The 26,422-nt window shown below is 53.5% G+C and carries 18 protein-coding genes; 12 read left to right on the forward strand and 6 right to left on the reverse strand.

All coding sequences use genetic code 11. From position 1 onward, the window contains the following. The first annotated feature begins 3 nt into the window (after window positions 1-3). Window positions 4-1,116, forward strand: coding sequence for a DNA replication/repair protein RecF (recF, locus tag ABNT34_RS11330; RefSeq protein WP_348731671.1), 1,113 nt, complete (start codon window positions 4-6; stop codon window positions 1,114-1,116). Beyond that, entirely contained in the window at window positions 1,100-3,517 is a 2,418-nt protein-coding gene (gyrB, locus tag ABNT34_RS11335; protein WP_348731673.1) for a DNA topoisomerase (ATP-hydrolyzing) subunit B, read from the forward strand. Before recF ends, gyrB begins: the two co-directional genes overlap by 17 nt. Window positions 3,518-3,610: 93 nt before the next feature. On the opposite strand, the gene ABNT34_RS11340 is transcribed toward gyrB, so the two are convergent. Both ABNT34_RS11340 and ABNT34_RS11345 read right to left on the reverse strand, forming a co-directional pair. Beyond that, window positions 3,611-4,507, reverse strand: a complete 897-nt coding sequence (locus tag ABNT34_RS11340) for a hypothetical protein (protein WP_348731675.1) — start codon at window positions 4,505-4,507, stop codon at window positions 3,611-3,613. A gap of 101 nt (window positions 4,508-4,608) precedes the next feature. Continuing rightward, the gene (locus tag ABNT34_RS11345) at window positions 4,609-4,950 is read right to left on the reverse strand and encodes an SMR family transporter (protein WP_031567966.1); all 342 of its coding nucleotides are present in this window, start codon (window positions 4,948-4,950) and stop codon (window positions 4,609-4,611) included. 254 nt (window positions 4,951-5,204) lie between these two features. Between ABNT34_RS11345 and ABNT34_RS11350 the strand changes: the two genes are divergently transcribed. From ABNT34_RS11350 to ABNT34_RS11385, 8 genes are all read left to right on the forward strand, one after another. Next, the gene (locus ABNT34_RS11350; RefSeq protein WP_348731677.1) at window positions 5,205-5,579 is read left to right on the forward strand and encodes a BlaI/MecI/CopY family transcriptional regulator; all 375 of its coding nucleotides are present in this window, start codon (window positions 5,205-5,207) and stop codon (window positions 5,577-5,579) included. Next, window positions 5,579-6,784 (forward strand): M56 family metallopeptidase, encoded by a 1,206-nt coding sequence (locus ABNT34_RS11355; RefSeq protein ID WP_348731679.1) that lies wholly within the window; start codon window positions 5,579-5,581, stop codon window positions 6,782-6,784. The genes ABNT34_RS11350 and ABNT34_RS11355 overlap by 1 nt, the downstream gene beginning before the upstream one ends. Window positions 6,785-6,975: 191 nt before the next feature. After that, window positions 6,976-7,890 (forward strand): glycine--tRNA ligase subunit alpha, encoded by a 915-nt coding sequence (glyQ, locus tag ABNT34_RS11360; RefSeq protein ID WP_031567959.1) that lies wholly within the window; start codon window positions 6,976-6,978, stop codon window positions 7,888-7,890. A gap of 2 nt (window positions 7,891-7,892) precedes the next feature. Next, window positions 7,893-9,947 carry a glycine--tRNA ligase subunit beta gene (glyS, locus tag ABNT34_RS11365; RefSeq protein ID WP_348731681.1) on the forward strand — a complete coding sequence of 685 codons (2,055 nt, stop codon included), beginning with the start codon at window positions 7,893-7,895 and terminating at the stop codon, window positions 9,945-9,947. Window positions 9,948-10,289: 342 nt separating this feature from the next. Beyond that, window positions 10,290-12,968: a M14 family zinc carboxypeptidase gene (locus ABNT34_RS11370; protein WP_348731683.1), complete on the forward strand. Its 2,679-nt coding sequence runs from the start codon at window positions 10,290-10,292 to the stop codon at window positions 12,966-12,968. Between the two features lie 179 nt (window positions 12,969-13,147). Continuing rightward, the gene (locus ABNT34_RS11375; protein ID WP_348731685.1) at window positions 13,148-16,000 is read left to right on the forward strand and encodes a TonB-dependent receptor; all 2,853 of its coding nucleotides are present in this window, start codon (window positions 13,148-13,150) and stop codon (window positions 15,998-16,000) included. Between the two features lie 33 nt (window positions 16,001-16,033). Beyond that, window positions 16,034-17,161, forward strand: a complete 1,128-nt coding sequence (locus ABNT34_RS11380; protein ID WP_348731687.1) for a histidine kinase — start codon at window positions 16,034-16,036, stop codon at window positions 17,159-17,161. Further along, complete coding sequence (locus ABNT34_RS11385) at window positions 17,139-17,855, forward strand: LytTR family DNA-binding domain-containing protein (protein WP_348731689.1); 717 nt, start codon at window positions 17,139-17,141, stop codon at window positions 17,853-17,855. The genes ABNT34_RS11380 and ABNT34_RS11385 overlap by 23 nt, the downstream gene beginning before the upstream one ends. A gap of 9 nt (window positions 17,856-17,864) precedes the next feature. Here the strand turns inward: ABNT34_RS11385 and ABNT34_RS11390 are convergent, their stop codons facing one another. From ABNT34_RS11390 to fadB, 4 genes are all read right to left on the reverse strand, one after another. Further along, window positions 17,865-18,917, reverse strand: coding sequence for a GGDEF domain-containing protein (locus ABNT34_RS11390; protein WP_348731690.1), 1,053 nt, complete (start codon window positions 18,915-18,917; stop codon window positions 17,865-17,867). A 59-nt stretch (window positions 18,918-18,976) separates the two neighbouring features. Beyond that, window positions 18,977-19,234: a sulfurtransferase TusA gene (tusA, locus tag ABNT34_RS11395; protein ID WP_348731692.1), complete on the reverse strand. Its 258-nt coding sequence runs from the start codon at window positions 19,232-19,234 to the stop codon at window positions 18,977-18,979. A 124-nt stretch (window positions 19,235-19,358) separates the two neighbouring features. Then, on the reverse strand, window positions 19,359-20,525 hold the full coding sequence (gene fadA / locus ABNT34_RS11400) for an acetyl-CoA C-acyltransferase FadA (RefSeq protein WP_348731694.1): 1,167 nt from the start codon (window positions 20,523-20,525) through the stop codon (window positions 19,359-19,361). 17 nt (window positions 20,526-20,542) lie between these two features. Next, complete coding sequence (gene fadB, locus ABNT34_RS11405) at window positions 20,543-22,696, reverse strand: fatty acid oxidation complex subunit alpha FadB (protein ID WP_348731696.1); 2,154 nt, start codon at window positions 22,694-22,696, stop codon at window positions 20,543-20,545. A gap of 176 nt (window positions 22,697-22,872) precedes the next feature. Between fadB and ABNT34_RS11410 the strand changes: the two genes are divergently transcribed. Next, window positions 22,873-24,789 carry a transglycosylase SLT domain-containing protein gene (locus ABNT34_RS11410; protein WP_348731698.1) on the forward strand — a complete coding sequence of 639 codons (1,917 nt, stop codon included), beginning with the start codon at window positions 22,873-22,875 and terminating at the stop codon, window positions 24,787-24,789. Window positions 24,790-24,847: 58 nt separating this feature from the next. Then, window positions 24,848-26,170 carry a Xaa-Pro dipeptidase gene (pepQ, locus tag ABNT34_RS11415; protein ID WP_348731700.1) on the forward strand — a complete coding sequence of 441 codons (1,323 nt, stop codon included), beginning with the start codon at window positions 24,848-24,850 and terminating at the stop codon, window positions 26,168-26,170. Window positions 26,171-26,422 lie beyond the last annotated feature (252 nt).

Below are 26,422 nucleotides of genomic sequence, written 5' to 3' on the forward strand. Positions count from 1 at the left end.
GCGATGGCGCTGGCGTCATTGCAACTGCTGGAATTTCGCAATATCCAGCAGGCGCAGTTGGAGTTTGATCCGCAATGGAACCTGATATACGGTGCCAACGGCAGTGGCAAAACCAGTTTGCTTGAGGCGATTTATTTGTTGGCACACGGGCGGTCTTTTCGTACCGCCAAGCCACATAAAGTGATTCGGCATGAACAGAATCAATATACCTTGTTCGCCCGGGTGGATTGGTCGATGCAACAAGTTGGCCTCGGCATGCAGCGCGACCGGCAGGGCGAATGGCAAGTTCGGCTAAACGGTGAAACCGTTCAGCGCTTAGCGGATTGCGCCAGTTTATTACCGGTGCAGCTGCTGCAACCTGAAAGCTTCCGCTTGTTTTTCGGTGGTCCAAAAGAGCGCCGGCAGTTTTTTGATTTGGGATTGTTCCACGTGGAACCTTCTTTTTATGATGTATGGCTGCGTTTTAATAAAGTGTTGAAACAGCGCAACGCTTTATTAAAGAGCAGGCAGGCCTATGGCCCGCAGTATCAGTTTTGGGATCAGCAGTTTGTTGAGTTGGCATTGCAGCTGCAGCAACTTAGACTTTGCTACCTCAACAGCTTGTCAGCGGAATTGACAGAGCTGACGAACGAAGTCCCGAGTTTGCAACATCTGCAACTGGAACTCAGTGCAGGTTGGCAATACCGGCGTCAGGATGCTGCAGAATTACAGCAACAACTGCAAGACAGTTTTGCCACTGATTTAAAGTTTGGTTATAGCCAGCTTGGGCCGCAAAAGGCTGACCTGCGGCTCAAAATAGCTGGTGAGTTCGTGGATGAAGTGTTATCCCGCGGCCAGTTGAAAGTTTTGTTATTTGCGCTGAAGGTTGCTCAAAGCAACGTCATTGCCAAACGAGGCCATAAGCAGCCTTTGTTGTTAATCGATGATCTGGCGTCTGAGTTGGATGACCAATCCAAACGCCAGATTTTCAATTTTTTAGCTCAACTTCAATCGCAGGTGTTTGTCACTGCAATTGAACCTGACCAAATATTGCCGCAGCTGAATCAGCCTGCGGCAATGTTCCACGTGGAACATGGTCAGATTAAACGGACGGATAAAGATGGCCGAAGAACATAACTACGATTCCTCGAGTATTAAAGTACTGAAAGGTTTGGATGCGGTACGCAAAAGACCGGGTATGTACATCGGGGACACCGACGATGGCTCAGGTTTACACCACATGGTGTTTGAAGTCGTCGACAACTCAATCGACGAAGCGTTAGCAGGATATTGTAGTGACGTTTTTGTCACTATCCACAGTGATAACTCTGTTTCAGTGCGCGACAACGGCCGTGGCATTCCAACCGACATGCATGAAGAAGGCGTGTCGGCTGCCGAAGTGATCATGACCGTTTTACACGCCGGTGGTAAGTTTGACGATAACTCCTATAAAGTTTCTGGCGGTCTGCACGGTGTAGGTGTCTCCGTCGTTAACGCGCTGTCAGACAAGCTGGAGCTGACGATTCGGCGGAAAAATCAGGTTCACAATCAAATCTACCGTTTGGGTGTACCGGACGAGCCATTAAAAGTGATTGGTGAAACCGACAGTACCGGCACGGAAATTCGTTTCTGGCCAAGCGATACCATCTTCACCGACATCAATTTCCATTACGATATTCTGGCGAAGCGCCTGCGTGAACTGTCATTCCTGAACTCTGGTGTTAGCATTATCCTGACCGACGAGCGGACTGATAAGTCTGATCACTTTAAGTATGAAGGCGGTATTGAAGCCTTCGTGCAATACCTGAACCGCACTAAAACTGCGATCCACCCAAAAGCGTTTTATTTCAGCAGTACACGTGAAGACGGTATTTCAGTTGAAGTCGCGATGCAGTGGAACGATTCATTTCAGGAAGGCATTTATTGCTTTACCAATAATATTCCGCAGCGCGACGGTGGCACACACTTAGCCGGTTTCCGCTCGGCATTAACCCGGGTACTAAACACTTACATTGAGGCGGAAGGTTACGCTAAAAAAATGAAAGTGCAGGCAACCGGTGACGATGCACGCGAAGGTTTAACTGCGGTCATTTCGGTCAAAGTACCGGACCCGAAATTCAGTTCACAGACCAAAGACAAGTTAGTGTCGAGTGAAGTGAAATCGGCCGTTGAAAGTACCATGCATGAAAAACTCAATGAGTACCTGCTGGAAAGCCCGAACGATGCGAAAATCATCGTTACAAAAATTGTCGATGCCGCCCGTGCCCGTGAAGCGGCGCGTAAAGCCCGTGAAATGACACGCCGTAAAGGCGCATTAGATATCGCCGGTTTACCAGGTAAATTAGCGGATTGTCAGGAAAAAGATCCGGCGTTATCTGAACTCTACCTGGTCGAGGGTGATTCTGCGGGTGGCTCAGCCAAGCAGGGCCGCAACCGCAAAAATCAGGCAATTCTGCCGTTGAAAGGTAAAATCCTCAACGTTGAAAAAGCCCGTTTTGACAAGATGATTTCCTCACAGGAAGTAGGCACGCTGATCACCGCTTTAGGTTGTGGTATCGGTCGCGAAGAGTACAACCCAGATAAAACGCGTTATCACAGCATCATTCTGATGACCGATGCGGACGTCGACGGCTCGCACATTCGCACCTTGCTGTTGACCTTCTTCTATCGTCAAATGCCAGAATTGATCGAACGCGGTTACATCTACATTGCGCAGCCACCGCTGTACAAAGTGAAAAAAGGCAAGCAAGAGCAGTACATCAAAGACGATTCGGCGATGACTGAATATCTGACGACCCTGGCACTGGATGAGGCATCTTTGCATGTCAACGCCGAGGCGCCCGGCATCAGTGGTGCCGGCCTAGAAGCTCTGGTGAATCAGTATCATAAAGGGATGGCGACTATTGAACGGCTGAGCCGCAAGATCCCGCAGAATTTGCTGACTCAGTTAATCTATGTGCCAGGTATTACAGCTGAGCTTTGCAAAGATGCAGCTAAAGTTGAGGCTTGGGTCGCGCAGTTAGCAAAACGTCTGCAAGACCAGGAAGGTGATGGTTCCAGCTACATCTTTGGTGTCGCCGAAGACCGCGAACGTCATCTGACACTGCCAAAAATCACCATCCGCCAGCATGGTATCGACAACGAATACGTGTTGCACTACGACTTTATCAATTCAGTCGATTACACCCGGATTGCTGCACTTGGTGATGCGATCCGTGATCTGATTGAAGAAGGTGGTTTTGTGCGTCGCGGCGAAAAAGTGAAGCCAGTCGAGAAATTCTCTGACGCATTGGAATGGCTGATCACGGAATCGAAAAAAGGTCTGTATATCCAACGCTATAAAGGTCTGGGCGAAATGAACCCAGAGCAGCTGTGGGAAACAACGATGGACCCAAATACCCGCCGTATGCTGCGTGTTACTATCGAAGACGCTATTGGCGCCGACCAGCTGTTTAATACTCTGATGGGCGATGAGGTAGAACCACGTCGTGCCTTCATTGAAGAGAACGCCTTACGGGTGGCAAACCTGGACGTTTAATAACGCCAGAATGACAAAAAGCAGACTTCGGTCTGCTTTTTTTATATCTGTCTTATATACCAGTTTATGCTGCCGGTTTAACTCCGCAATTAACTAGTGTGGCAGTTGGTACCATAACTCGGCCCTTTGCAAAGGGGTTGCTGCCGGCAACAAAGGGTTCCTCAGTTCAATCACCTGGCGTTTATCCAGCTTTGACAGCGCCAGCGCCTCAGCGAACTCTTGCTGAAACATCCGTTCAAACTCACCATTTTTCAACATCCGTTCCAGCCCCAGTTCTACCTGCTGCGCCAGCTGCTGTTGGCGCGGTGAGAAAAAGTAGTAAAGGGCTGTGGGATAATGCAATACAACAGCCGGTTCGACCGGCAGCGGCTGTGAGGTCTCAGCTCGTTCGCGCCAGATCTCCAGCACGGACCTGGGGAAAGCGTCGACCCGGTTTGTTGCCAGCATTTCAAACATCGAGTGGTATTGATTTGACACCAGCACCTTGAGTTTGTTGGCTCGTAAAATCTCGGTATCGGGCCAGTCATGACCCTGCGTGAATACCAGCTTCCTCAGGTTTGTCAGGGAATCAAAGTCTGGTGCCCTTGCTGCGGTCTGTGGTGACAGTAGCAACAAGCGCCAGCCGAATAACCCTTTGTCGATCGGAAATCGCACTGGGGTCAATAGCTGTTCTCGTTCTATAGTGGTGACGCTCCAAAATACGTCAATCCCGTTTTCAACTGCGACTGTTCGTAAAGAGCGGTCCTGCACCATCGGTACCTCCGCTTCAACCAGCTGATGTGCAATACCGGCATGCTGCAGCGCCGCTGACAACAATCTGACCTGGTACAACTTGCTGCTGTCGCCTTGCTGAATGGGCTTGGCATAGACAAGAGTCACAGGTTCTGTGGCTGCAGCCTCGCTGGTAGATGGCAGGTAAAGTACTGGCTGCAACAGCAGCCAGCCGAAAGTCCATCGCAGATAATACCGGAACTTCGCCGTGTTCATCATTTAGCCTCAGATCAATCGCTTGCTAAGCATTACCCAGAAGCGGTCGATTGTCTTGCTGCGGCAGCAAATAAACCCAGTATCGGTGAGTGCTGCCAACAGCGCTAATGCTGGGGCGCTAAGGTCAGTTGCAGACCGATAATGCCAAGCAACAGCAGCAGCAGACTGAACCAGGCAGCGAGAGACAGCGGTTGCTGAAAGTAGAACTGCTGCAACAAAGCACTGCCTATTGCGCCGAGACCGACCCAGCCACAGTAGGCCAACGCGACCGGTAGCTGCTGGCTGGCTTTGGCCAATAACAGCACACTGAGTAACATCGACAGCGCGGCAAGGCCTGCGGGCAGCAACTTGGTAAACCCATCGGACAAACGCACACACAATACCCACAGCACTTCAAAGGCTGCAGCGGCAATTAAACACAGATAAGCAAAATAGGGGACTGACATAAGCACGGCTCCTGATACAGGTTTGCAGGGCCGTCCCTGAATGAATGGACTGACCGGGGTCGTCCCCGGCAGCTTTGATGACCGGCGCAAGATAACACAAAGCAAAAACCAGATCCAAGCCTCAGAAAAAAAACGCTGAAAAAAAAGCCAAACTTTGCCTTGATATCAAAGATTACATCTGTAATAGTAAATATATTACAAGCGTAATCGATGCTGCAGAATCTGGCGAAGGTCAGGACTATCGGGGGCAAACAATGAAAGAAATCAGTCAGGCAGAACTGGAAGTGATGAAAGTGCTGTGGCAGCAAGCGCCACAAACCGCCAATCAGGTGGTGGAGCAATTGGCCGATGCCAGTCAATGGCACGAAAAGACCGTCAAAACCTTGTTGAACCGCTTAGTCGGCAAAGGCGCTGTCAGTTTTGAAAAAGATGGCCGCGCTTATTTATATAGCCCGGTTCTGCAACAAACCGAGTATCAGCTGCGGGAAAGCCAGAGTTTTATCCAACGGGTGTTATCTGGTCGCATTGCGCCGTTGCTGGCAGGTTTTGCTGAGCAGCAGCAACTAAAAGCTGAAGATGTGGCCGAGCTCAAACAGCTCATCGCAAAATGGGAACAGGAGCAGAAATAATGCTGAACTGGCTACTGACACAAACGCTGCCGTTAACACTGCTGCTTATGGTTTTGCTGAGCCTGAGGCCGCTGCTGTTGCATTACCTGGGAGCACGCCTGCAATACAGTCTATGGCTGGCCGTGCCGCTACTGCTGTTGTGGTCCCTGTTACCGCTGCAGTGGATGCCAGCAACCGACTTTGCGGTATATCGGGTGCAGCTGGATATACAACAAATCAGTACGGAATTACCCTCTGACAGCATTTGGATGACCGGGTTGCTGACCGTCTGGCTATTGGGCGGCGGCGTGATGGCGCTTGGTGTATGGCAGCAACAACGAGATATCACCCAGGCGCTTAAGACTGCTACCGTGGTTAGGACTCCCGGCTTTGCGCTGCACTGCAAACAAAGTCAAGGACTCGAAGGGCCTTATGTGACTGGTTTCATACAGCCCACAGTATTACTTCCCGTCGACTTTCTACAGCGTTTTGACCCCGAACAACAGCAGTTAATCCTGCAGCATGAATTGACGCATTGGCGCCGTGGTGACCTGCACGTCAATCTGGTGGCGTTGCTGGTACTGACGTTGTTCTGGTTTCACCCTTTATGTTGGTTGGCCTATCGCGCTTACCGGCAAGACCAGGAGCTGGCTTGTGATGCATTGGTATTAGCGTCCGCCAGTTCTCAGCAAAAGATTGCTTACAGCTATGCGCTGCTAAGTAATGTACAAAGCCATGCTCAAAGCAGTACTGCCCATTGGCAACTGCTCAGAAACCACTATGGAGATAAAAAAATGATGCAACAACGGCTGCAATTGTTACAGCGCCAACAGGGTTTTAGCAAAACAGCGCTGGCGCTGACCCTGATAGCTTTAGTCGGTGCCACGTTATGGCTGCAACAGCCAGTACAGGCGGCGGACACGGCTGCAGACATGAAACCAATTATGCGCGTCGAGCCGCGATATCCTGTCGCCGCAGCACAAGCTAAAACAGAGGGTTATATCGTGGCCGAGTTTGATATTCAGCCTGATGGTACTGTGCGGAATGTGCAAATTATCAAATCTGTGCCGGCGCAGGTGTTTGATAAAGTAGCCGTCACCGCGTTGCAGCAATGGGCCTATAGCCCATCCGCGACCGGACTGAAGCAAGCCAAAGTACAACTCGATTTTGCGATGGACCCGGTGTCCAGCGACATTGAGCGGGTGGAGGTCTCACCAACGCATTAATACCTGCGATTCACAGTCAAAACAGCAAAGGGGCCGCCGGCTCTTTTGCTGTTTTGTCTGGAGCCTGCGTTTGCGAGGGGCCTGATCAGAAAAAGCGCGGAAAAACCGCGCCATTGCGCTACAGAAAAGCCGCACAAATCGGTATACTTTCCGGTCTTTATTGCCGAAATAGCTGAGCAGGTGCGCTTTCTATGCACAAATACGATATTAAAACCTTTCAGGGCCTGATCCTGGCATTGCAGGATTATTGGGCGCGTCAGGGCTGTGTGATTGTGCAGCCGCTGGATATGGAAGTGGGTGCCGGTACTTTCCACCCAATGACCTTCTTACGTTCGCTGGGCCCGGAGCCAAGCAACGTCGCTTACGTGCAGCCATGCCGTCGCCCGACTGATGGTCGTTACGGCGAAAACCCAAACCGGTTGCAACATTATTATCAATTCCAGGTCATTCTGAAGCCGTCACCATCCGACATTCAGGAGCTGTATTTAGGCTCGCTGCGTGAACTCGGTATCGACACACTGGTGCACGACATCCGTTTTGTTGAAGATAACTGGGAATCGCCGACTTTAGGTGCCTGGGGCCTTGGCTGGGAAGTCTGGCTGAATGGCATGGAAGTGACGCAGTTCACCTACTTCCAGCAAGTGGGTGGCCTCGAGTGCCGCCCGGTCACTGGTGAAATCACTTACGGTTTAGAGCGCCTCGCCATGTACATTCAGGGCGTAGACAGTATTTTTGATTTGGTCTGGACCGATGGCCCAATGGGCCGCGTCACTTATGGCGACGTGTTCCACCAGAACGAAGTCGAGCAATCTACTTATAACTTCGAACATGCTGATGTACCGGCGCTGTTCGCCGCTTTTGATCAGCATGAAGCCGAAAGCCACAAGCTGATTGAACTGGGCCTGCCGCTGCCGGCCTATGAAAAAGTGATGAAAGCCTCACACGCCTTTAACCTGCTGGATGCCCGTCACGCCATTTCGGTGACTGAGCGTCAGCGTTACATTCTGCGGGTCCGCACGCTGGCCAAAGCCTGTGCGGAAGCTTATTACGCCGCACGGGAGAAGCTGGGCTTCCCGTTATGCCGCAACACTAAGCAGGAGGCCTGATCGTGGCACAAGATTTTTTTGTCGAGATTGGCACTGAAGAGCTGCCACCGAAGTCGTTAAAAACCTTAGCAACGGCGTTGCAGCAAAACATCCTGGATGAGCTGACCAAATTAGGTCTGAGTTTCACAGACAGCCAATGGTACGCCGCGCCACGCCGACTGGCGGTGCGCGTCAACGCTTTAGCGGCGCAACAAGCCGATAAAGTCGTGGAAAAACGTGGCCCGGCTATCGCTGGTGCTTTTGATGCCAATGGCGAGCCGACCAAAGCAGCGCAAGCCTGGGCGGCGTCGAATGGCATCACAGTGGCAGAAGCGGAGCGGCTGGAAACAGATAAAGGCGTCTGGTTGATTCACAAAGCCAAAGTTACAGGTGTGGCGACAGTCGCGCTGCTGGAACAAGTGGTAGCTACAGCACTGGCAAAACTGCCAATCGCCAAACCAATGCGCTGGGGCGCCAATGACGCTGAGTTTATCCGTCCGGTGCACACCATCATCATGCTGTATGGCAACGACGTGGTGCCGGCGACCATTCTGGGTAAAGCGGCTGGCCGCGTCACGCATGGTCATCGTTTCCATGCGCCGGGCAAAGTCGAAATCGCTAATGCCGATGCTTACTTGGCCACGCTGGAACAGGCTTATGTCGTGGCAGATTACGACAAACGCAAAGCCTTTATCAAAGCTGAAGTCGAGAAAACTGCTGAAAGCTTAAAAGGTATCGCCCAGATGGACGATGCTCTGCTGGAAGAAGTGTCGTCATTGGTCGAGTGGCCAGTGGTGCTGGTCGGTTCTTTTGAAGAGCGTTTCCTTGAAGTGCCGCCAGAGCCGCTGATGTCGACAATGAAAGACAACCAGAAGTATTTCCCGCTGAAAGATGCAGCTGGTAAGCTTTTGAATAAATTCATTTTTGTTGCCAACATCGCCAGCAAAGACCCACAACAAATCATTTCGGGTAACGAAAAAGTGGTACGGCCGCGTTTAACCGACGCCCAGTTCTTCTTTGGTGTGGATAAAAAGACCAAACTGGCCGACCGGCTGGAAAGCCTCGGCACTGTGTTGTTCCAGCAAAAACTCGGCACGCTGCTGGAGAAATCACAGCGTATCAGCGAACTGGCCGGTTACATTGCCGGCAAAATCGGTGCTGATGTTGAACACGCCAAACGCGCGGGTTTATTGTCGAAAACTGACCTGATGAGCAACATGGTCGGTGAATTCCCGGAAACTCAGGGCATTATGGGCATGCACTATGCGCGCATCGACGGCGAAGCCGAAGCGGTCGCGCTGGCGCTGAACGAGCAATATATGCCACGTTTTGCCGGTGATGCATTGCCGGGCCAGTTAGTCAGCTGCGCCGTGGCTATTGCCGACAAGCTTGACTCGTTAGTCGGGATTTTTGGTATCGGCCAGGCACCGAAGGGCGACAAAGACCCGTTTGCGCTGCGTCGTGCCGCCATTGGCGCGCTGCGCATTATGGTTGAGAAACAGCTGCCGCTGGATTTACTCGACGTGATTGGCTTTGCCCAAACCACTTTTGGCGACAAGCTTTCTAATGCGCAAGTCGCTGATGAAGTGCTGGACTTTATGCTGGGCCGCTTCCGCGCCTGGTATGAAGGCGAAGGTTATGGCGTCGACGTGATCCAGGCGGTGTTAGCGCGTCGGCCAACCAATCCGGCCGACTTTGACCGTCGTGTCAAAGCCGTAGCAGAGTTCCGTAAACTGGACGCTGCACTGGCGCTGGCTGCGGCGAACAAACGCGTGGCGAATATTCTGGCCAAAGTGACTGAAGCTATTCCGGCGACTGTCGATGCAGCGTTATTAACCGAAGCGGCCGAAAAAGCGCTGTATACGGCGATTGTCGCAGAGCAGGCTTATCAGCAAAGCCTCAGCAGCTACAGCGAAGGCCTTGCTCACTTGGCGCAGCTGCGCGACGTCGTCGATCAGTTCTTCGACCAGGTGATGGTCAACGCCGATGACGCCAAAGTGCGCCTGAACCGTCAGGCATTGCTGGCGCAATTGCGTGCATTGTTCCTGCAGGTGGCGGATATTGCTGTGCTGCAATAAGCGTTAATTTCACATGCAATCTATAAAATCCCCGCGTTGCGGGGATTTTTTTAGGCAACGAAAAATAGAACTGTTGTTTTAAGCAAGCCATGACCCGTGTTGCCTGTGAGGTGAGAGTGTGGATGGGGATAAGCAGACCCTCTGCGGCATGGATGTCGCAGAGGAGCCCCCATGGATGGGTTCACGGCGAGTCTGCGTTCTCCATTCACGTCTTCACTGATCGCAAGACAAAACCGCCATCGCAACAAAACTCCGGCTGGTCGCAGAAACTTTGTGCGGTGCTTGCCGGCGCAGCACTGACCCCTTAGCTTGGTATTTTTTAACCAGATTGAGTTCTCGCTGATGCGCCGGATCCTCCCTGTTTTATGTCTCTTTGCTGGCCAATTGTTCGCCGGACAGGCAATTGCCAACGACAATACGCCCACCTTGCCGTATTTTCCGGGTAGCCAATACAACAGCGCTGTGCCGACGGTGCAACAGGCGCTGGGCTATGCGCTGGGCAGCCGCATCACAGAACCGGCCGCAGTGCTGGATTATTTTCGCCAGCTGCAACAGGCGGCACCGGACCGGCTGAAGCTGGTGCAATATGGCAAAAGTGCCCAGGGACGGCCGCTGTTTTATGTGGTGATTGGCAAGCCGGCGCATTTAAGTGCCTTAGATCAAATCGAAGCCGATATGCGTCGTCTGGCTGACCCTCGGACCTTAAATGGGGATAGCGCCGAACAACTGCTGCAACAGCTGCCGTCCAGTGTCTGGGTGTCCAGCACTTTACATGGCAATGAAATCAGCCCGGTCGATGCGGCGATGGCGTTGGCGTATTTCCTGCTCGCCGAACAAAGTGGCAAAGCGGCGCAAATCCTTGATAACACGCTGGTGTATATCGAACCGCTGCAAAACCCGGACGGCCATCATCGTTTTGTCAGCCGTTATTACGCCACCGCTGGCCTTGAGCATTCCGCCGACCGTTTTTCCGCCGAACATAACGAACCCTGGCCCAATGGCCGTACCAACCATTATCTGTTTGATATGAACCGCGACTGGGTGGCGCTGACCCAACCGGAAATTAAGCAACGGGTGAAGGCGCTGCAGCAGATGTTTCCGCTGGTGTATGTTGATTCACACGAGATGAGTGGCGACCAGAGTTATTACTTCAGCCCGGAAGCGGAACCTTACAATCCATTTATCCTGCCATCACAACGCGAAACGTTGCAGTGGTTCGGTCAGAACAATGCCAAACAGTTTGACGCGCTTGGTTATGACTACTTTACCCGCGAAATTTTTGATGCGTTTTTCCCGGGCTATGGCGCCAGCTGGCCGCTATATCACGGCAGCATTGCGATGACCTATGAGATGGGCTCGGCACGGGGTCACGCTTATCGCAAACAAGATGGTTCTGTGGTGACTTTTGCCGACGGCGTGCAGCGTAACTTTATTGCTTATACCGCCACACTGGAAACCGCAGCGACTAAACGCAAAGAGCTGCTGCAACGTTTTTATCAGTACCGGCAACAGGCACTGAAACAGGGCACCAGAGACGGCATCGGCAGTTACATTTTCCCGGCCAGTCGCGACAAAGCCGGTCATCAGAAGCTGATGGGCGTGTTAAGCCAGCATGGGATCCGAGTGGAACAGGCAACAGAGGACTTCCGCGCCTGTGGTCAGTCGTATCAACAAGGCGCTTATCTGGTCAATACCGCGCAGCCGACTTATCAGCTCATTCGCGCTGTGCTGGATGACACTGTGCCGATGGATGCAAAATTTATCAAACAGCAGGAAGAGCGCCGTGCCAATAATCTGCCGGACCAGATTTATGACGTGACCGCCTGGTCCTTGCCACAAATGTATAACCTGCAGGTCAACCGTTGCAGCAACGCGGTGGAAGTGCAAAGCCAGCTGGTTGGCCCTGAAACCATTTTGCCGGGCCAGGTCAGTACACCGGACGCCAGTTATGGTTATCTGGTACCCTGGGGCGACATGGCGGCGGCGCGGCTGATGAGTGCGGCGTTACAGCAGGGGTTTAAGGTCAAAAGTACCGATCTGGCTTTCACCCACCAGAATGGCAAACAATATCCGGCCGGCACGCTGATTTTGAGCAAGGCCGATAACCCTGGTCTTGCCGACAAAATTGGCGCGCTGGCGGCAAATTCCGGTGCTTTGGTGGAAGGCGTCAACAGCAGCTGGGTAACCGACGGGCCAAATTTTGGTTCAGATCAGGTCAAGCTGATCCCTAAAGTAAAGATTGCCATGGCCTGGGATGAGCCGACTGACCCGCTAAGCGCCGGCAGTGCCCGTTTTGTGCTGGAGCGTTTTGTTGGTTATCCGGTGACGGCGCTGCGGCCGGCGCAAATGCTGCAATCGGCGCTGCAGGGTTATGACGTGCTCATTCTGCCGTCGACGCGTAGCGGCTACCAAAACGCTTTGGGCGAACGCGGTCAGCAGTTACTGCGCCAGTTTGTCCAGCGTGGTGGTGTGCTGATTGCGCTTGGCAATGCTAATGAATGGCTGCTACAGGGCAAAGAACCGCTACTGGCCAGCAAACAGGAATTTAAAACCAGCGAACGCGAAAAACCACAGGACGACACGCAAGTACCCGGCACTGTGCTAAAAGCCGAATCCGATTATCAGAAATTGCTGGAACCCTGGCAGGCGGACCCGGACTGGGTGCCGGGCTTTTTAGCCAATGCCCGTGTCGACCAGAATCACTGGTTAAGCGCGGCGGTGCCGCCGCAGGTCAAAACCATTTATGTCGGCAATCAAATCTACACGCCGCTGTCGATTGACCAGGGCCGCAATGTCGTGACTTTCGACAGCGCCGATAAAGTGCTGGCCGGTGGTTTTGTCTGGGACGAAAACCGCCAGCAAATCGGCCATAAAGCCGTGGTGATGGTGCAGGAGCTGGGGCGTGGTCAAATCATTGCCTTTACCCAGGAGCCAAATTTCCGCGCTGCGGTCGACGGCATGCATCTGCTTTATATCAATGCAGTGTTCCGTGGTGCCGCCAACGCGTCACCGCTGCGCTGAAATCTGCTTATCGCCGCGATGTCCTGGCTAAGGCATCGCGGCTGATGCCCCGCAAACCACCGTTCATGTCCTTGCTGCTGTTGTGTCTGCTGGTCCTTTGTTATCACAGAGTTGCTGAAAAAACAGCCTGTGCCGGGTTTCTGCCCGGCGCCTGATAATAACAACTCCAGGAACATCCCATGCAACAGTCAAAGTCCTCTGTCTCCGGCATAACGCCGGGTTTTGCTTTCTGTACGCTGCTGATCGCGCTGTCGCCGCAGCTGCAGGCACAACCACAAAATCCATCCCAAGCCAGCGACGCGACTAAGCCTGGCGTGGAGCGGATCGCCGTGACCGGCAGCCGTATTCGCCGCACCGATTTGGAAACCCATACACCAGTGGTCAGTATCAGCAGCGAAGATATCGTCAAATCCGGTGCCGTCAACGTCAACCAGTTGCTGAATCAGCTGCCAGCGATGATCCCGGCCAACGGCCCGCAAACGTCAAATACCGGTGGTTACGCCGGCACCAGTACGCAGGATTTACGCGGCCTCGGCGCGACCCGCACGCTGGTACTGGTTAATGGCAAACGCCATGTGCCGGCAATACCGGGCACCAGTATTGTCGATGTGTCGTCCATTCCGACCGCTTTAATTGAGCGGGTCGACGTGCTGACCGGCGGTGCTTCTGCCATCTATGGCGCTGATGCGGTGTCCGGCGTCGTCAACATCATCCTGAAAAAACAATATCACGGCACCAGCCTGACCAGTTCCTACTCAGGCGCTGCTGCCGGTGATGGTCAGCGTGCTTATCTGAGCCTGACACATGGCCAGGACATTGAGGATGGCAATCTGGTCTATCACCTGAGTTATCACAGCAGCAAAGCCATTGAAGGGCGCGACCGCGACTATGTCGCCAATGATTTGTCTTATCTGACCAATCCGGATAAAACCGCCAGCCGGAAGTATCTGCTGGGCCGTTTTGTCTCGATGTATAACAGCAACCAACGTAGTTACCTGCAGGGCGACCGCATTTTCCGCCAGGACGCTCAAGGTAATTCGGTGGCGATGTTACCTGACGGCGTGCGGGTGGCCGACGATAGCAGTTATTCGCTGGCGGGTATTGGCCTGCGCGATGATTATGGCCAGTTTTATTCGCGTTACGAATGGGCGCGGCTGGCGGTGCCTGAAGATAAACTCAGCGCAAATTTGCTGTATCAGCAAGAAGTGCGGCCAGACCTGATCATGTCGGCCGATGTTAAATATGTGCACACCGACTCCGAAAGCCGGGTGGCGCCGCTGGTCGAATATGGCGTCACCCGTTTGCCTGCGGATTATGCGTTTTACAATGTGGCACAAAAAGCTGAAGTGGCGCGCACCGGGCAAGGGCTGTTTTTCGCTGGTCATTTCCCGGAAATGGGCCGTCAGGGCAGCGATTATGCTTATGATTTGTATCAGGCAGTGCTGAGCCTGGAAGGCACGCTGGCCGGTGATTATCGCTGGCAAGTGTCTGCGCAACAGGGTGAGACGCGACTCGACAATACTATCCTCAATGATTACAACGAAGAACACTGGCAAAAAGCAGTGTGGGGCAGTTACACCGATCCGGAAACCTACCAGACCCGGGTCTGCGGCAGCGGTTGTGTACCGATCAATGTGTTCCAGCCGTTAAGTGCAGAGGCCATTCGTTACCTGAAACTGGACCCACACCGCGCGCAGGAAAAAATGACGCAAACTGTGCTGAGTGCCAGCTTAGACGGCGATTTATTCAGCTTGCCGGCCGGTAACGTGGCGCTGGCCGCTGGTCTTGAGCACCGCCGTGAGCGCAGCGACTCCACGCCATCCGGCGTGCAGCTGGCCGGGATTGGCGCGATGAATTACCGCGCCCTGCCGCAAACCGGCCGTTATCATGTGTCGGAACTGTTTGCCGAACTGCGGGTGCCAATACTCAGCGACTTACCTTTAGCGCAACAGCTGGACCTCAATACCGCCTGGCGCACCGCCAAATATAATCTGGCCGGCACCAATCACAGCTGGACTGCAGGTATAGACTGGACACCAGTGGATGGCCTGAAGCTACGCGCGTCACGCGCCAAAGCGGTGCGGGCACCGAATATCAATGAAATTTTCCAGCCACAAAGCCAGGCCTGGAATTATGTTTACGAGCTTTGTTACAGCGCGTACCGGGATAAAGGCTCGCAGTACCGTCAGGATAACTGCAACAAACTCGGCCTGAGCAACCCACCGAATTACTACAACGACGCGTTGATTCTGACCCAGGGCAATCCGGCGCTGGAGGTGGAGCGCGCTTACACCTTCACCGGCGGACTGGTCTGGTCGCCGCAGTTTGCTGAGAACCTCAATCTGACCGTCGATTTCTGGGACATTAATCTGCAGGATAAAATCGGCACTTTACCCTGGGACCAGGTGTATCCGAATTGTATTGACGGTTCGTCACTCGACTCCGTGTTCTGCCAGTTGATTGAACGCAAAGACGGTTATATGCAGCTGAACCTGAGTTACTTAAATCTGGCGCGGCATAGCACGCGTGGGGTGGACTATGCGCTGGATTATCAGTTGCCGCTTGGCAGTAGTTATTTACCGCAAGGCGCCGTGCTGAAGTTTGCCGCCAATTGGGGCCGGTTACTGGAACGTAAGCTGCAGTCCGATCCATCGGCCAAAGTGCTGGAAACGCTGGGCGGCATGGCCTATCCGACCTGGCGCGGCCGGAACACGCTGACGCTGGATTTGGCACCGGTATCGCTGCGTCTGACCGGGCATTATGTTGGCGCGCAGCAACCCAATCCAAGCCGCAAAGCCGAGGAGTATCAGGTGTCGCAGACTGATGCTTTGTGGTATCTCGATGCCGGCGTCAGTTACGCCATCAGTGATGCGGCCAGCATAGACCTGCTGGTGTCGAATCTGACTGACCGCGGCACGCCACAAGTGCCGGGGGCCAGTACCGGCGGCGCCAGCTGGGAAATGGGGTACACTGCAGGTCTGTTTGATACCATTGGACGTTATTATGCGTTGCAATTTAGCTATCAGTTCTAAGCAGCAATGGCGCCACAGCGCCGGAGGTGGCCGATGACCACGGCCACCCTGACCAATATCCCATGGCTGCAGGCGTTGCGGCAGCGCCTGCAGCTGGTGCGGCTCAGTGACCTGCTGCTGATCTGCGGTTTTAACACTGTCTGTGCGCTGCTCAACAGCCTGGCCACGACTAACCATCAGGCTGGGGATATGGCCGTGTTGCTGCTGCACTGGCGCGAATATGCGCTGTTGTACAACAGCCTCACGTTGAGCATGTTGGGCCTGTATCTGCTACTGATGGAGCCACAGACGGCCAGTGTGTCCGGCCGCCGCCTGCTCTGTCTGGTGCTGGGCACTTATCTGCTGGCTTTTGTGCTTTGTGCCGGGGTGTTTGACTGGTATCAGCGCGATAAAGTCGCCGAAGGCCTGTTGTACATGCTGAACTTTATGGTGTCGGCCAGCTGGTTGTTATTGCTGGCGTTTTATCTGAAACAGCGGGTGATCAGCCCCAGACTACAAGCGCTGACCGCGGCGGTGGACGCCACAGCGGCCGCCCGAGACCGGCTGGAGGCCGAGCTGCATCTGTTACAGGCGCAGCTCGAACCGCATTTTTTCTTTAATACGCTGGCCAATCTGCACAATCTGATTGATCTGGACCCGGCCAAAGCCAAATTATTGCTGGAGCAGCTGACTGCGTATTTACGTGACAGTATCCCGCAGTTTCGCCAGACCTTTATCGCGCTGGAGGCGGAGCTTGGCATCATTGAACGTTATCTGCAAATTCAGCAAATCCGTTTTGCCGGCCGATTTCAGTATCAGCTGGAGATCGATGCTGAGTGTCGCCACGTGGCGGTGTTGCCGATGGCGTTATTGTCGCTGGTGGAAAACGCCATTAAACACGGGCTGGAGAAAACCAGTGGCACCGGCCTTTTGACGCTGCGGGCATATCGTGAACAACAGCAACTGGTGCTGCAGGTCTGTGACAGCGCGGCGCAGCCGAGCCATCATACGGCTGGTACCGGCCTGCGTAATTTGCGGGCGCGGCTGGCGGCGGCTTATGGGGCTGAAGCACAATTTTGTCTGGAAACGCAGGTCGGCCAACAAACCTGTGCCACAGTTCGGTGCCCCTGGCGGGTGATGACAGCAGCGGAGGTGGCGCGTGGTCAGGGTCCTCATCGCTGAAGACGAAGAAATTTTGCTGCAGAGCCTGCAGCTGAAATTACAGAAATTCTGGCCGGAAGCGGAAATTGTCGCCTTATGCCGCGACGGTCACAGCGCTTTGCAGGCCATGGAGCAGTTACAGCCGGACGTGGCTTTCCTTGATATTCAGATGGGCGCGCTCAGCGGCATTGATGTGGCCTTTCTGACGGTGCAACCTTGTCAGCTGGTATTTGTCACGGCTTATGATCAATACGCAGTCAAAGCCTTTGATAAAGGCGCGGTGGATTATCTGCTGAAGCCTTATTCAGATGCGCGGTTGCAGCAATGCATCAGTCGGTTACAGCAGCAGTTGCAGCTGACCCAGACCAGTACGGCCAGCGAAGCGCCGGTGCAGCGGCTGAAGTTACAGACCGGCTATAAAATCTGGCTGCAACCTGTTGATCAAATTCGTTATTTCCGTGCCTGCGGCCGTTATATCGAAGTAGTGCTGGCGGACCGGACGGCGTTATTACGTCAGCCGATGCACCTGCTGCTGCGTCAGCTCGACCCGGCCTTATTCTGGCAAATTCACCGCAGCCTGATTATCAACGTGGCTCAGCTCGACCATGTGCGCACCGGTGATGCCGAACAAATGTGGGCTTATCTGCATGGCGTGCCAGAGCCGTTACCGGTCAGCCGCAGTTTTCAGCATCGTTTTCGCCAGACAGCGTTGTAAGGGCGCCATTTAGCAACGCACCAGATTGCGGCCGTCTGCTTTGGCCTGATACAGCAGTTGGTCGGCCTGACGTAAGGCTTCGTCAAAATCGTGGCTGCTGCTTAGCACGGCCACGCCAAAACTACAGGTGATCACCAGCTCCGGGTGTTGCGGCAAAAAGCGTTGCTGCGCCACCGCATGGCGGATTTTTTCCGCGACCCGGGCGGCATCAGTCAGCTGCGTATGCGGCAACAGCAATAAAAATTCTTCACCCCCATACCGGCAGGCGATATCGGGCTGGCGTAATTTGCCGCGAAACAACCTGGCGATTTGCTGCAGCACTTTGTCACCTTCGGCATGACCAAAGCTGTCGTTGATGTGTTTGAAGTGGTCCAAATCGACCAGAATCAGCGCCATCGGCAACAACAATTCCGGTTGTTGCTGCAGATATTGCGGCATGCTCTGGTCGAGAAAACGCCGGTTGGCGAGGCCCGTCAGCGCATCGGTATTGGCCTGATTGTCTTTGCTGCGCTGCAGTAAATCCATACTGTGGTGGCTGCGCTCGCGGAAATGTTCGTTAATGCCGCAGGCCAGGATCAAGGTCAGCAAAGACGCCAGAAAACGGCTGCTTTCAGCCACCCGGTATTGTGCCTGTCCCAATGCCGGGCCATAAAGCACTAACGCCAAAATCGCCAGCAAGGTCAGATTCAGGATAGTGCCGCGTTTGCGGCCCAATAAACCGTATAAAATCGGCGGGAACGGAAATACCCAAAACAGCGCCGTCTGTTCAAAACCGCCGTGGACCACCAGCCCAACTACAAAGGCGGACACCAAGATACCTTCAATCAGACAAGCCGTTTCCAGCTGTTGACTGGCATGAAACCAGGCGGCATTGAGTAAAAAACTAAAGGCGCAGCCAAACAGAATAAATTGCAGCAGGTAGTCTTCGCTGAACAAATGCCGTAAGCCCAGCACCAGCATAATGGCCGAGGTGATGTAGCTGACAAACAACAGAATGTAGCGACGACGATTCTGTTCAACAGACAAGGCTTCGGCCAGACCGGCGCGGGAAATAGGCACCATGCAGTTTCCTTCCGCTGAGAATGCCCCAGTATTGAGTCAAGCGGCAGGAAAACACAATGTCAGGCTGTGTTTTTTTTCAGCAGATAACGATAAGGCAAGGTACTGGTATCACTGGCAATTAATTCGTGATCCATAAAACGGCAGAACGCCGGAATATCGCGGGTGGTGGCCGGGTCGTCGGCAATGATCAGCAAAGTTTCACCGGCCTGCATTTTACGGATAGTCAGTCGGGTCATCATCACAGGTTCAGGGCAACGCAGGCCCAAAGCGTCGAGTTGCTGGTCAGCATCGGCAAACAAATCAGCAGCAGGGGACATCAGCAAAACTCCGGTTCAGGTCCAAAAGCGGTATCGTAACGGCGCGGCCGGCTGATTTCAAATATCAGCCCGGACAAAAATAAAGGCAGCCGTAGCTGCCTTTAAGCCAATACCGATGCAGGTGTTATTCGACGCGCTCAAACACAGTGGCGATACCCTGACCCAGACCAATACACATAGTTGCGAGGCCATAGCGGGCGTCTTTGCTTTCCAGCACGTTAATCAGCGTGGTGGAAATGCGTGAGCCGGAACAGCCCAATGGGTGGCCCAGTGCAATAGCACCGCCATTGAGGTTCACTTTAGTGTCCATCACTTCAAGCAGACCTAAGTCTTTCATCACCGGCAGCGCCTGCGCAGCAAAAGCTTCGTTCAGCTCAAAGAAGTCAATTTGGCTGATGTCGAGGCCAGCGGCTTTTAACGCTTTTTTCGACGCCGGCACCGGGCCATAACCCATGATCGACGGGTCACAACCGGCCACACCCATACCAATGACGCGGGCGCGGATTTTAAGGCCTAAAGCTTTGGCTTTGTCTTCACTCATTACCAGCATAGCCGAAGCGCCATCCGACAGTGCCGAAGAAGTACCGGCGGTAACAGTACCGTTGGCCGGGTCAAACACCGGGCGCAGTGCGGCCAGGCTTTCGACTGTGGTTTCCGGCCGGATCACTTCGTCATAATCAAACTGCTTCAGCACGCCGTCGGCATCATGGCCAAGCACCGGCAGAATTTCGGCTTTAAAACGGCCTTGCAGCGTGGCTTCATGCGCGAGACGATGCGAACGGGCGCCAAACTCATCTTGTTGCTGGCGGCTGATGCCATGCATTTTACCCAAGAGCTCCGCGGTTAAGCCCATCATGCCGGCGGCTTTCGCCACAGACACACCGAGGCCCGGATGGAAATCAACGCCGTGCGTCATCGGCACGTGGCCCATATGCTCGACACCACCGATTAAATACACTTCACCCATGCCACACTGAATCGAGCGCACAGCATCGTGCAGCGCCTGCATTGACGAGCCACAGAGGCGGTTCACAGTGACCGCTGGCACCGAATGCGGAATACCGGCTAATAATGCGGCGTTACGTGCCACGTTAAAACCCTGTTCCAGCGTTTGCTGCACACAACCCCAGATCACGTCGTCAATGGCTTCCGGTGGCAGGCCCGGATTGCGCTCCAGAATGCCACGCATTACATAAGCAGACAGTTCTTCTGCCCGTACGTTACGGAAAATGCCGGCCTTGGAGCGGCCCATCGGCGTACGAATACAATCAACAATAACGGCTTGTTTCATTTTTAAGTTCTCCGCCATTAAACCGGATAAAACACCTGGCCGCTTTGAGCCATGGCGCGGGTTTTGTCTGTGACCTGATAGATTTCACCGAGGTCGGCGTATTGGTCGGCCAGTGCCACGAAGTTGGCGAGGCCCATGGTATCGGCATAACGCAGTGGGCCACCGCGGAACGGCGGGAAACCTAAGCCATAAATCAGGCCCATGTCGGCTTCGGCTGCAGTCGCCACAATACCTTCTTCCAGACAACGGATGGCTTCGTTAATCATCGGGATCATGGTGCGGGCGATGATTTCATCGGCGCTGAATTCACGCGGCGCGGCTGCAACACTGGCCAGCAGCGCAGTGGAAGCCGGGTCCAGGTCTTTTTTCGGTTTGCCTTTGGCGTCTTTGCTGTACGCATAGAAGCCCAGACCATTTTTCTGGCCATAACGGTTAGCGGCATACATCACGCTGACCGGGTCGTTGGCGAGTTTCGCCATCCGGGTCGGGAAGCCGTCAGCCATCACGTCGGTACAGTGATGCGCGGTATCGAGGCCCACCACGTCCAGCAGATAGGCCGGGCCCATCGGCCAGCCGAATTGTTTTTCCATCACTTTGTCGATTTGCGCGAAACTGGCGCCATCAAGCAGTAATTTTGAGAAACCGGCAAAATACGGGAACAACACGCGATTGACGTAGAAACCAGGACAATCGTTGACCACAATCGGCGATTTGCCCATTTTGGCGGCGTAAGCGACGACAGCCGCCACAGTTTCATCTGAGGTGTTTTGGCCACGAATGACTTCGACCAGTGGCATCTGATGCACCGGGTTAAAGAAGTGCATACCACAGAACCGGCTTGGGTCGTTCAGATTCGCCGCCAGCGCGTTGATCGAAATAGTGGAGGTGTTCGACGTGATAATGGCATCAGCTGCCACTACAGTTTCGATTTCTTTCAGCACTGCGCCTTTGATTTTCGGGTTTTCCACCACGGCTTCAACGACGATATCGACAGTTTTGACCGGTTCCAGCGACAGCGTTGGCTGAATTGAAGCGACGACTTTGGCCATGCCGGCAGCATCGAGCTTTTTCCGCTCCACTTGCTTGCCGAGCAGCTTAATGGCTTCGCCCATGCCGAGTTCCAGCGCTTTGTCGTTGATGTCTTTCATCACGACCGGCACGCCTTTGGACGCGCTTTGATAACAAATGCCACCGCCCATAATGCCGGCACCCAGTACTGCCGCTTTATTGATGGCTTTTTTCGCAGTTTTGGCCGCTTGTTTGGCTTTGGCTTTAATCAGCTGGTCGTTCAGGAATAAACCAATTTGTGCAGTGGCTGCTGTGGTTTTTGCCAGCTTGGCAAAACCGGCATTTTCCAGCGCCACAGCGCCGGCGCGGTCGAGGCGGGCGGCTTTTTCAATCGTTTCTACCGCCAGCATTGGTGCCGGGTAGTGTTTGCCGGCTTGGGCAAAGACCATGCCTTTGGCGGTACTGAAGCTCATGATGGCTTCAGTTTTATTTAGTTTCAGCGGCTCTAATTTGGCCTGACGCTTTTTGCGCCAGTTCAGTTTGCCGGCGATGGCGTCTTGTACCATCGACAGCGCTGCGGCTTTTAACTTGTCCGGCGCGACGACAGCGTCGACTGCACCTTCTTTTAACGCTTGTTCAGCACCGCGCTCTTTGCCGGTGGTGATCCACTCCATCGCGGTGTCGGCACCGACGATGCGCGGCAGACGGGCCGTGCCGCCAAAGCCTGGCATCAGGCCCAGCTTCACTTCCGGCAAACCGATTTTGGTGGTAGTGTCAGCAACACGGTAGTCAGCGGTTAAAGTCCATTCACAGCCGCCGCCTAAGGCAAAGCCTTTAATAGCGCAAACGGTTGGAACCGGTAAATCTTCCGCCAGGTCAAACACATCTGACGCTTGTTTAATCCAGGGCACCAGTTGTTCTTCTGCTTGTTGGAAGGTGCCAAGGAATTCAGTGATATCAGCGCCGACAATAAAGGCGTCTTTGCCGCTGCTGTAAATCAGGCCTTTTAAGGCGCTGTCTTTATGCAGAAGGTCGAGGGCCGCACGGCAGTCCGCCAGCGTCTGCTGGTCGAATTTATTGACCGAGCCGGCCGCGTTAAAGGTAAACTCGGCAATACCGTCAGCAATGTATTGCACGGTAATGCTGGAACTCTGGTAGATCATGGATGTTCTCCTTCGTCGCGTAGGTGACAGATACTTTTTTGAGATCGTCGCAACAGGTCAGATGAGTCTTGTGCGCAAGCAGTGTGTCGCGGTTCAGGAAAAAATTCAACCGTTATTTAAACGAGCGTTTGAATCGGCCGGCGACAACCAACTAACTATAGGTGGATTTTCGAAACATGGGGCAATTGAAGTCCGGGTTGGCAGTGGTGGTTTTGTGGTGCGGTGCTGTGTTGGCCCCCGCATTGGCCGCGCCGTCAGACGCCGTATTGCGCGAACGTTTTCTGCAGGCCGAGAAAAAAATTCACAAAGTGCCGCTGGCGCAGGCGGAAAAAATGCTGCGCGATTTACATGCGTATCCGCTGAAACCTTATATTGAACTGGAATATGTCAGCCGCACCTTAGGCAATACTGAGGCGGTGCAAAAATTCCTGCAACAATACAAAGGCACACCGCTGGAATGGCCGCTGAAAAAACGCTGGCTGTTGTATCTGGCCGGAGTGCAGCTGACCCAGCCATTCCTGAAACACTACCAAATGGGCACTGACACAGTGCTCGACTGCACGGCGCTGCAATTGCGTCTGCTGAATGAACCGCCGGCGCAAGTCTGGCCTCAGGTCACGCATTTATGGCTGGACGGTGAATCTTTACCCAAAGAATGTGACCCGCTGTTTAAACGCTGGCAAAAAGCCGGTCAGCGTACACCTGAAGTGGTGTGGGCGCGTTTAGTCAAAGCCGCCGATGGTGGCGATGACCGTATTATTCCGTATCTGCGCACGCTGATGCCGGCCAAACTGCAGTACCTCGGCGACAAATGGAAACAAGTACTGGAAGAGCCGGCCTTAGTCAGCCGGCAGAAATTCCTGCCACTGAAACACCCGTGGGAGCGCGAGATCCTGACCTTCGGCCTGAAAAAGCTGGTGTGGAAAAAACCGGATCAGGCTTTAGCGGTTTGGGCACGTTACGAAATGGACCCGCATTTTACCAAGTCACAACGTATTGATGTGGCGCGCAATTTCGCTATCGCGCTCGCCAGTAAAGACGACAGCCGCGCGGCAAAATTTCTGGCGATGGTGCCGGTCGAACTGAAAGACGATTTGTTCCTGCAATGGCAAATTACCTGGTATCTAAGGCAGCAACAATGGCCGCGCGTCATCGAAGTGCTGAACGAGCTGCCGGAAGCCACCCGTAAGGACGACAGCTGGCAATATTGGCTGGCGCGCGCTTACGAGCAAAGCGGCAACCATGAGCAAAGCAAGCAAATACTGACAGCTCTGGCCGCGACGCGCGGTTATTACGGTTTTATGGCAGCGGCAAAATTGGGGTTACCACCGAGTCTGGCGCATAAACCGGTGCCGGTCAGCAAAGAGCAATATCAGGCCTTTCGCAACAGCGACAGCATGCAGCGGATGCGGGAATGGGAACAGTTAGGCCGGCCCAATGCCGCTAAACGTGAACTGACCTTTTTGCAAAAATACGGTACACCGCAGCAGCAGTTAAGCGCCGCCAAGCTGGCGTACGACAATGGCTGGTATGACAGAGCGATTTTTGCCTTGGCGGACGCCGGTTACTGGGACGATGTTGAGATGCGTTTCCCGATGGTCTACAACAAAGAAATTCAGAAACATGCCAAAGCGGCGCATGTTGATCCGGCCTGGGCCATGGCGATCACCCGGCGGGAAAGTACTTTTATTCCGACGGCAAAATCTCCGGTAGGCGCCCATGGTCTGATGCAAATCATGCCACGCACCGCCAAACATATCGCCGGGCGTAATGTCAAAGTGGAAGCGCTGTATAATCCCAATACCAACATTGATATGGGTACCGACTATCTGCGGTATTTGCTGCGCGCCAATGACAATAATCTGGTATTTGCGACGGCGAGCTATAACGCCGGTTACAGCAATGTGCAGCGCTGGATCCCGAAAAACCGCGAGATGGAACTGGATGTCTGGATTGAGACTATTCCGTTTAAAGAAACTCGCGAATACGTCAAAGCGGTACTGGCCTATTATCAGATTTACAATATCCGGATGAATCAGGAACAAGATGTGTTTGCGCCGCTGGCAACGATGAAAGTCGGCCAGACCGGTTAAGCCGGACCAGACCATAATTATGTTAAGCTACTGAAAAATATCAGCACAGGACACACTCATGCGCCCAGCATATCAGGCTCTGTACGCCGCCCATTTGTTTGAACTGCAACAACGCACCAAAGCCGTATTGGCGCGCGAGAGCCTGGACGCGCTGGTGATCCACTCAGGTCAGGCCAAACGGCAGTTCCTCGACGATATGGATTATCCGTTTAAGGTTAATCCGCTATTCAAAGCCTGGTTGCCGGTGGTGGACAACCCGCATTGCTGGCTGATTGTCGATGGTGTGAACAAACCCAAACTGGTGTTTTATCTGCCGGTCGATTTCTGGCACAAAGTGCCGGATGCGCCAAATGACTTCTGGTCTGGCTTTTTTGATATTCAACTGATTGATAAACCGACCAAAGTAGAAAGTTTATTGCCATACGACAAAGCCAATGTGGCATATCTGGGTGAGCAACTGGAGCTGGCGCAGGCGCTCGGTTTTAGCCAGCTCAATCCGGAAGGGGTATTAAGTTATCTGCATTATTTCCGTGGTTACAAAACCGATTATGAGCTCGCCTGTATGCGTGAAGCCAATCGCATCGCAGTACAAGGCCATCGCGCGGCTGAAGCCTGTTTTCGCAGTGGCGGCAGCGAATTTGACATTCAGCTGGCTTATTTAGCAGCGGTACAACAAGGCGAAAATGAAGTGCCGTATGGCAACATCATTGCGCTGAATGAAAACGCCGCTATTTTGCATTACACAGTGCTGGAGCGGAAAAAGCCGGCACAACATCATGCGTTTTTAATCGACGCCGGCGCGTCTTTCCACGGTTACGCCGCGGATATCACCCGCACTTACAGCGCACGCGATGACGAATTTCAGGCCTTAATCACCAGCATGAATGCCGTGCAGCTGGCGTTAGTGGATACGTTAAAACCCGGCATTAAATACACGGAAGTGCATTTAAAGTCGCATGAACTGATTGCGCAGGTGCTGGCGGACTTTGATTTTGTGCAGCTGTCGCCACAAGCGATAGTCGAAACCGGCATCAGCCGGACTTTCTATCCGCATGGCATCGGCCATCACCTCGGCCTGCAGGTGCATGACGTCGGTGGCTTTATGGCGGATGAGCGTGGCACGCACGTCGCGGCACCTGCAGAACACCCATTTCTGCGCTGCACCCGTTTAATCGAGCCGCGTCAGGTCTTTACAATCGAACCTGGTCTGTATTTTATCGATTCGCTGCTGGCGGACCTGAAAGGCACTGATCAAGGCAAATACATCAATTGGCACAAAGTCGATGCCTTTCGTCAGTTTGGTGGTATTCGTATCGAGGACAACGTCATTGTGCATCGCGAGCGCAATGAGAATATGACGAGGGATTTAGGGCTGGCATAAGCTTTTGTTTAGCAGGGGCATTGCCCCTGCGACCCCTTCTTTATTGGCGTTAACCCATGTTCTTGATTTGACGGAAAGTCCGTCTAGCAAAGAGTTCACCTAACGGTGAGTCACTTTCTTTTGTTTCAGCAAAAGAAAGTAACCAAAGAAAAGCCGACGGTAAGGTTCACACTCATAGGTGACACATTAGTTCAAAGACATAGGTAACACTTCTCTGGATGAATAAACCAACATCCGGAGTGAACTATGCCG

This window comes from Rheinheimera texasensis (assembly GCF_964031785.1).
In the GTDB taxonomy this organism is placed as follows: domain Bacteria; phylum Pseudomonadota; class Gammaproteobacteria; order Enterobacterales; family Alteromonadaceae; genus Pararheinheimera; species Pararheinheimera texasensis_A.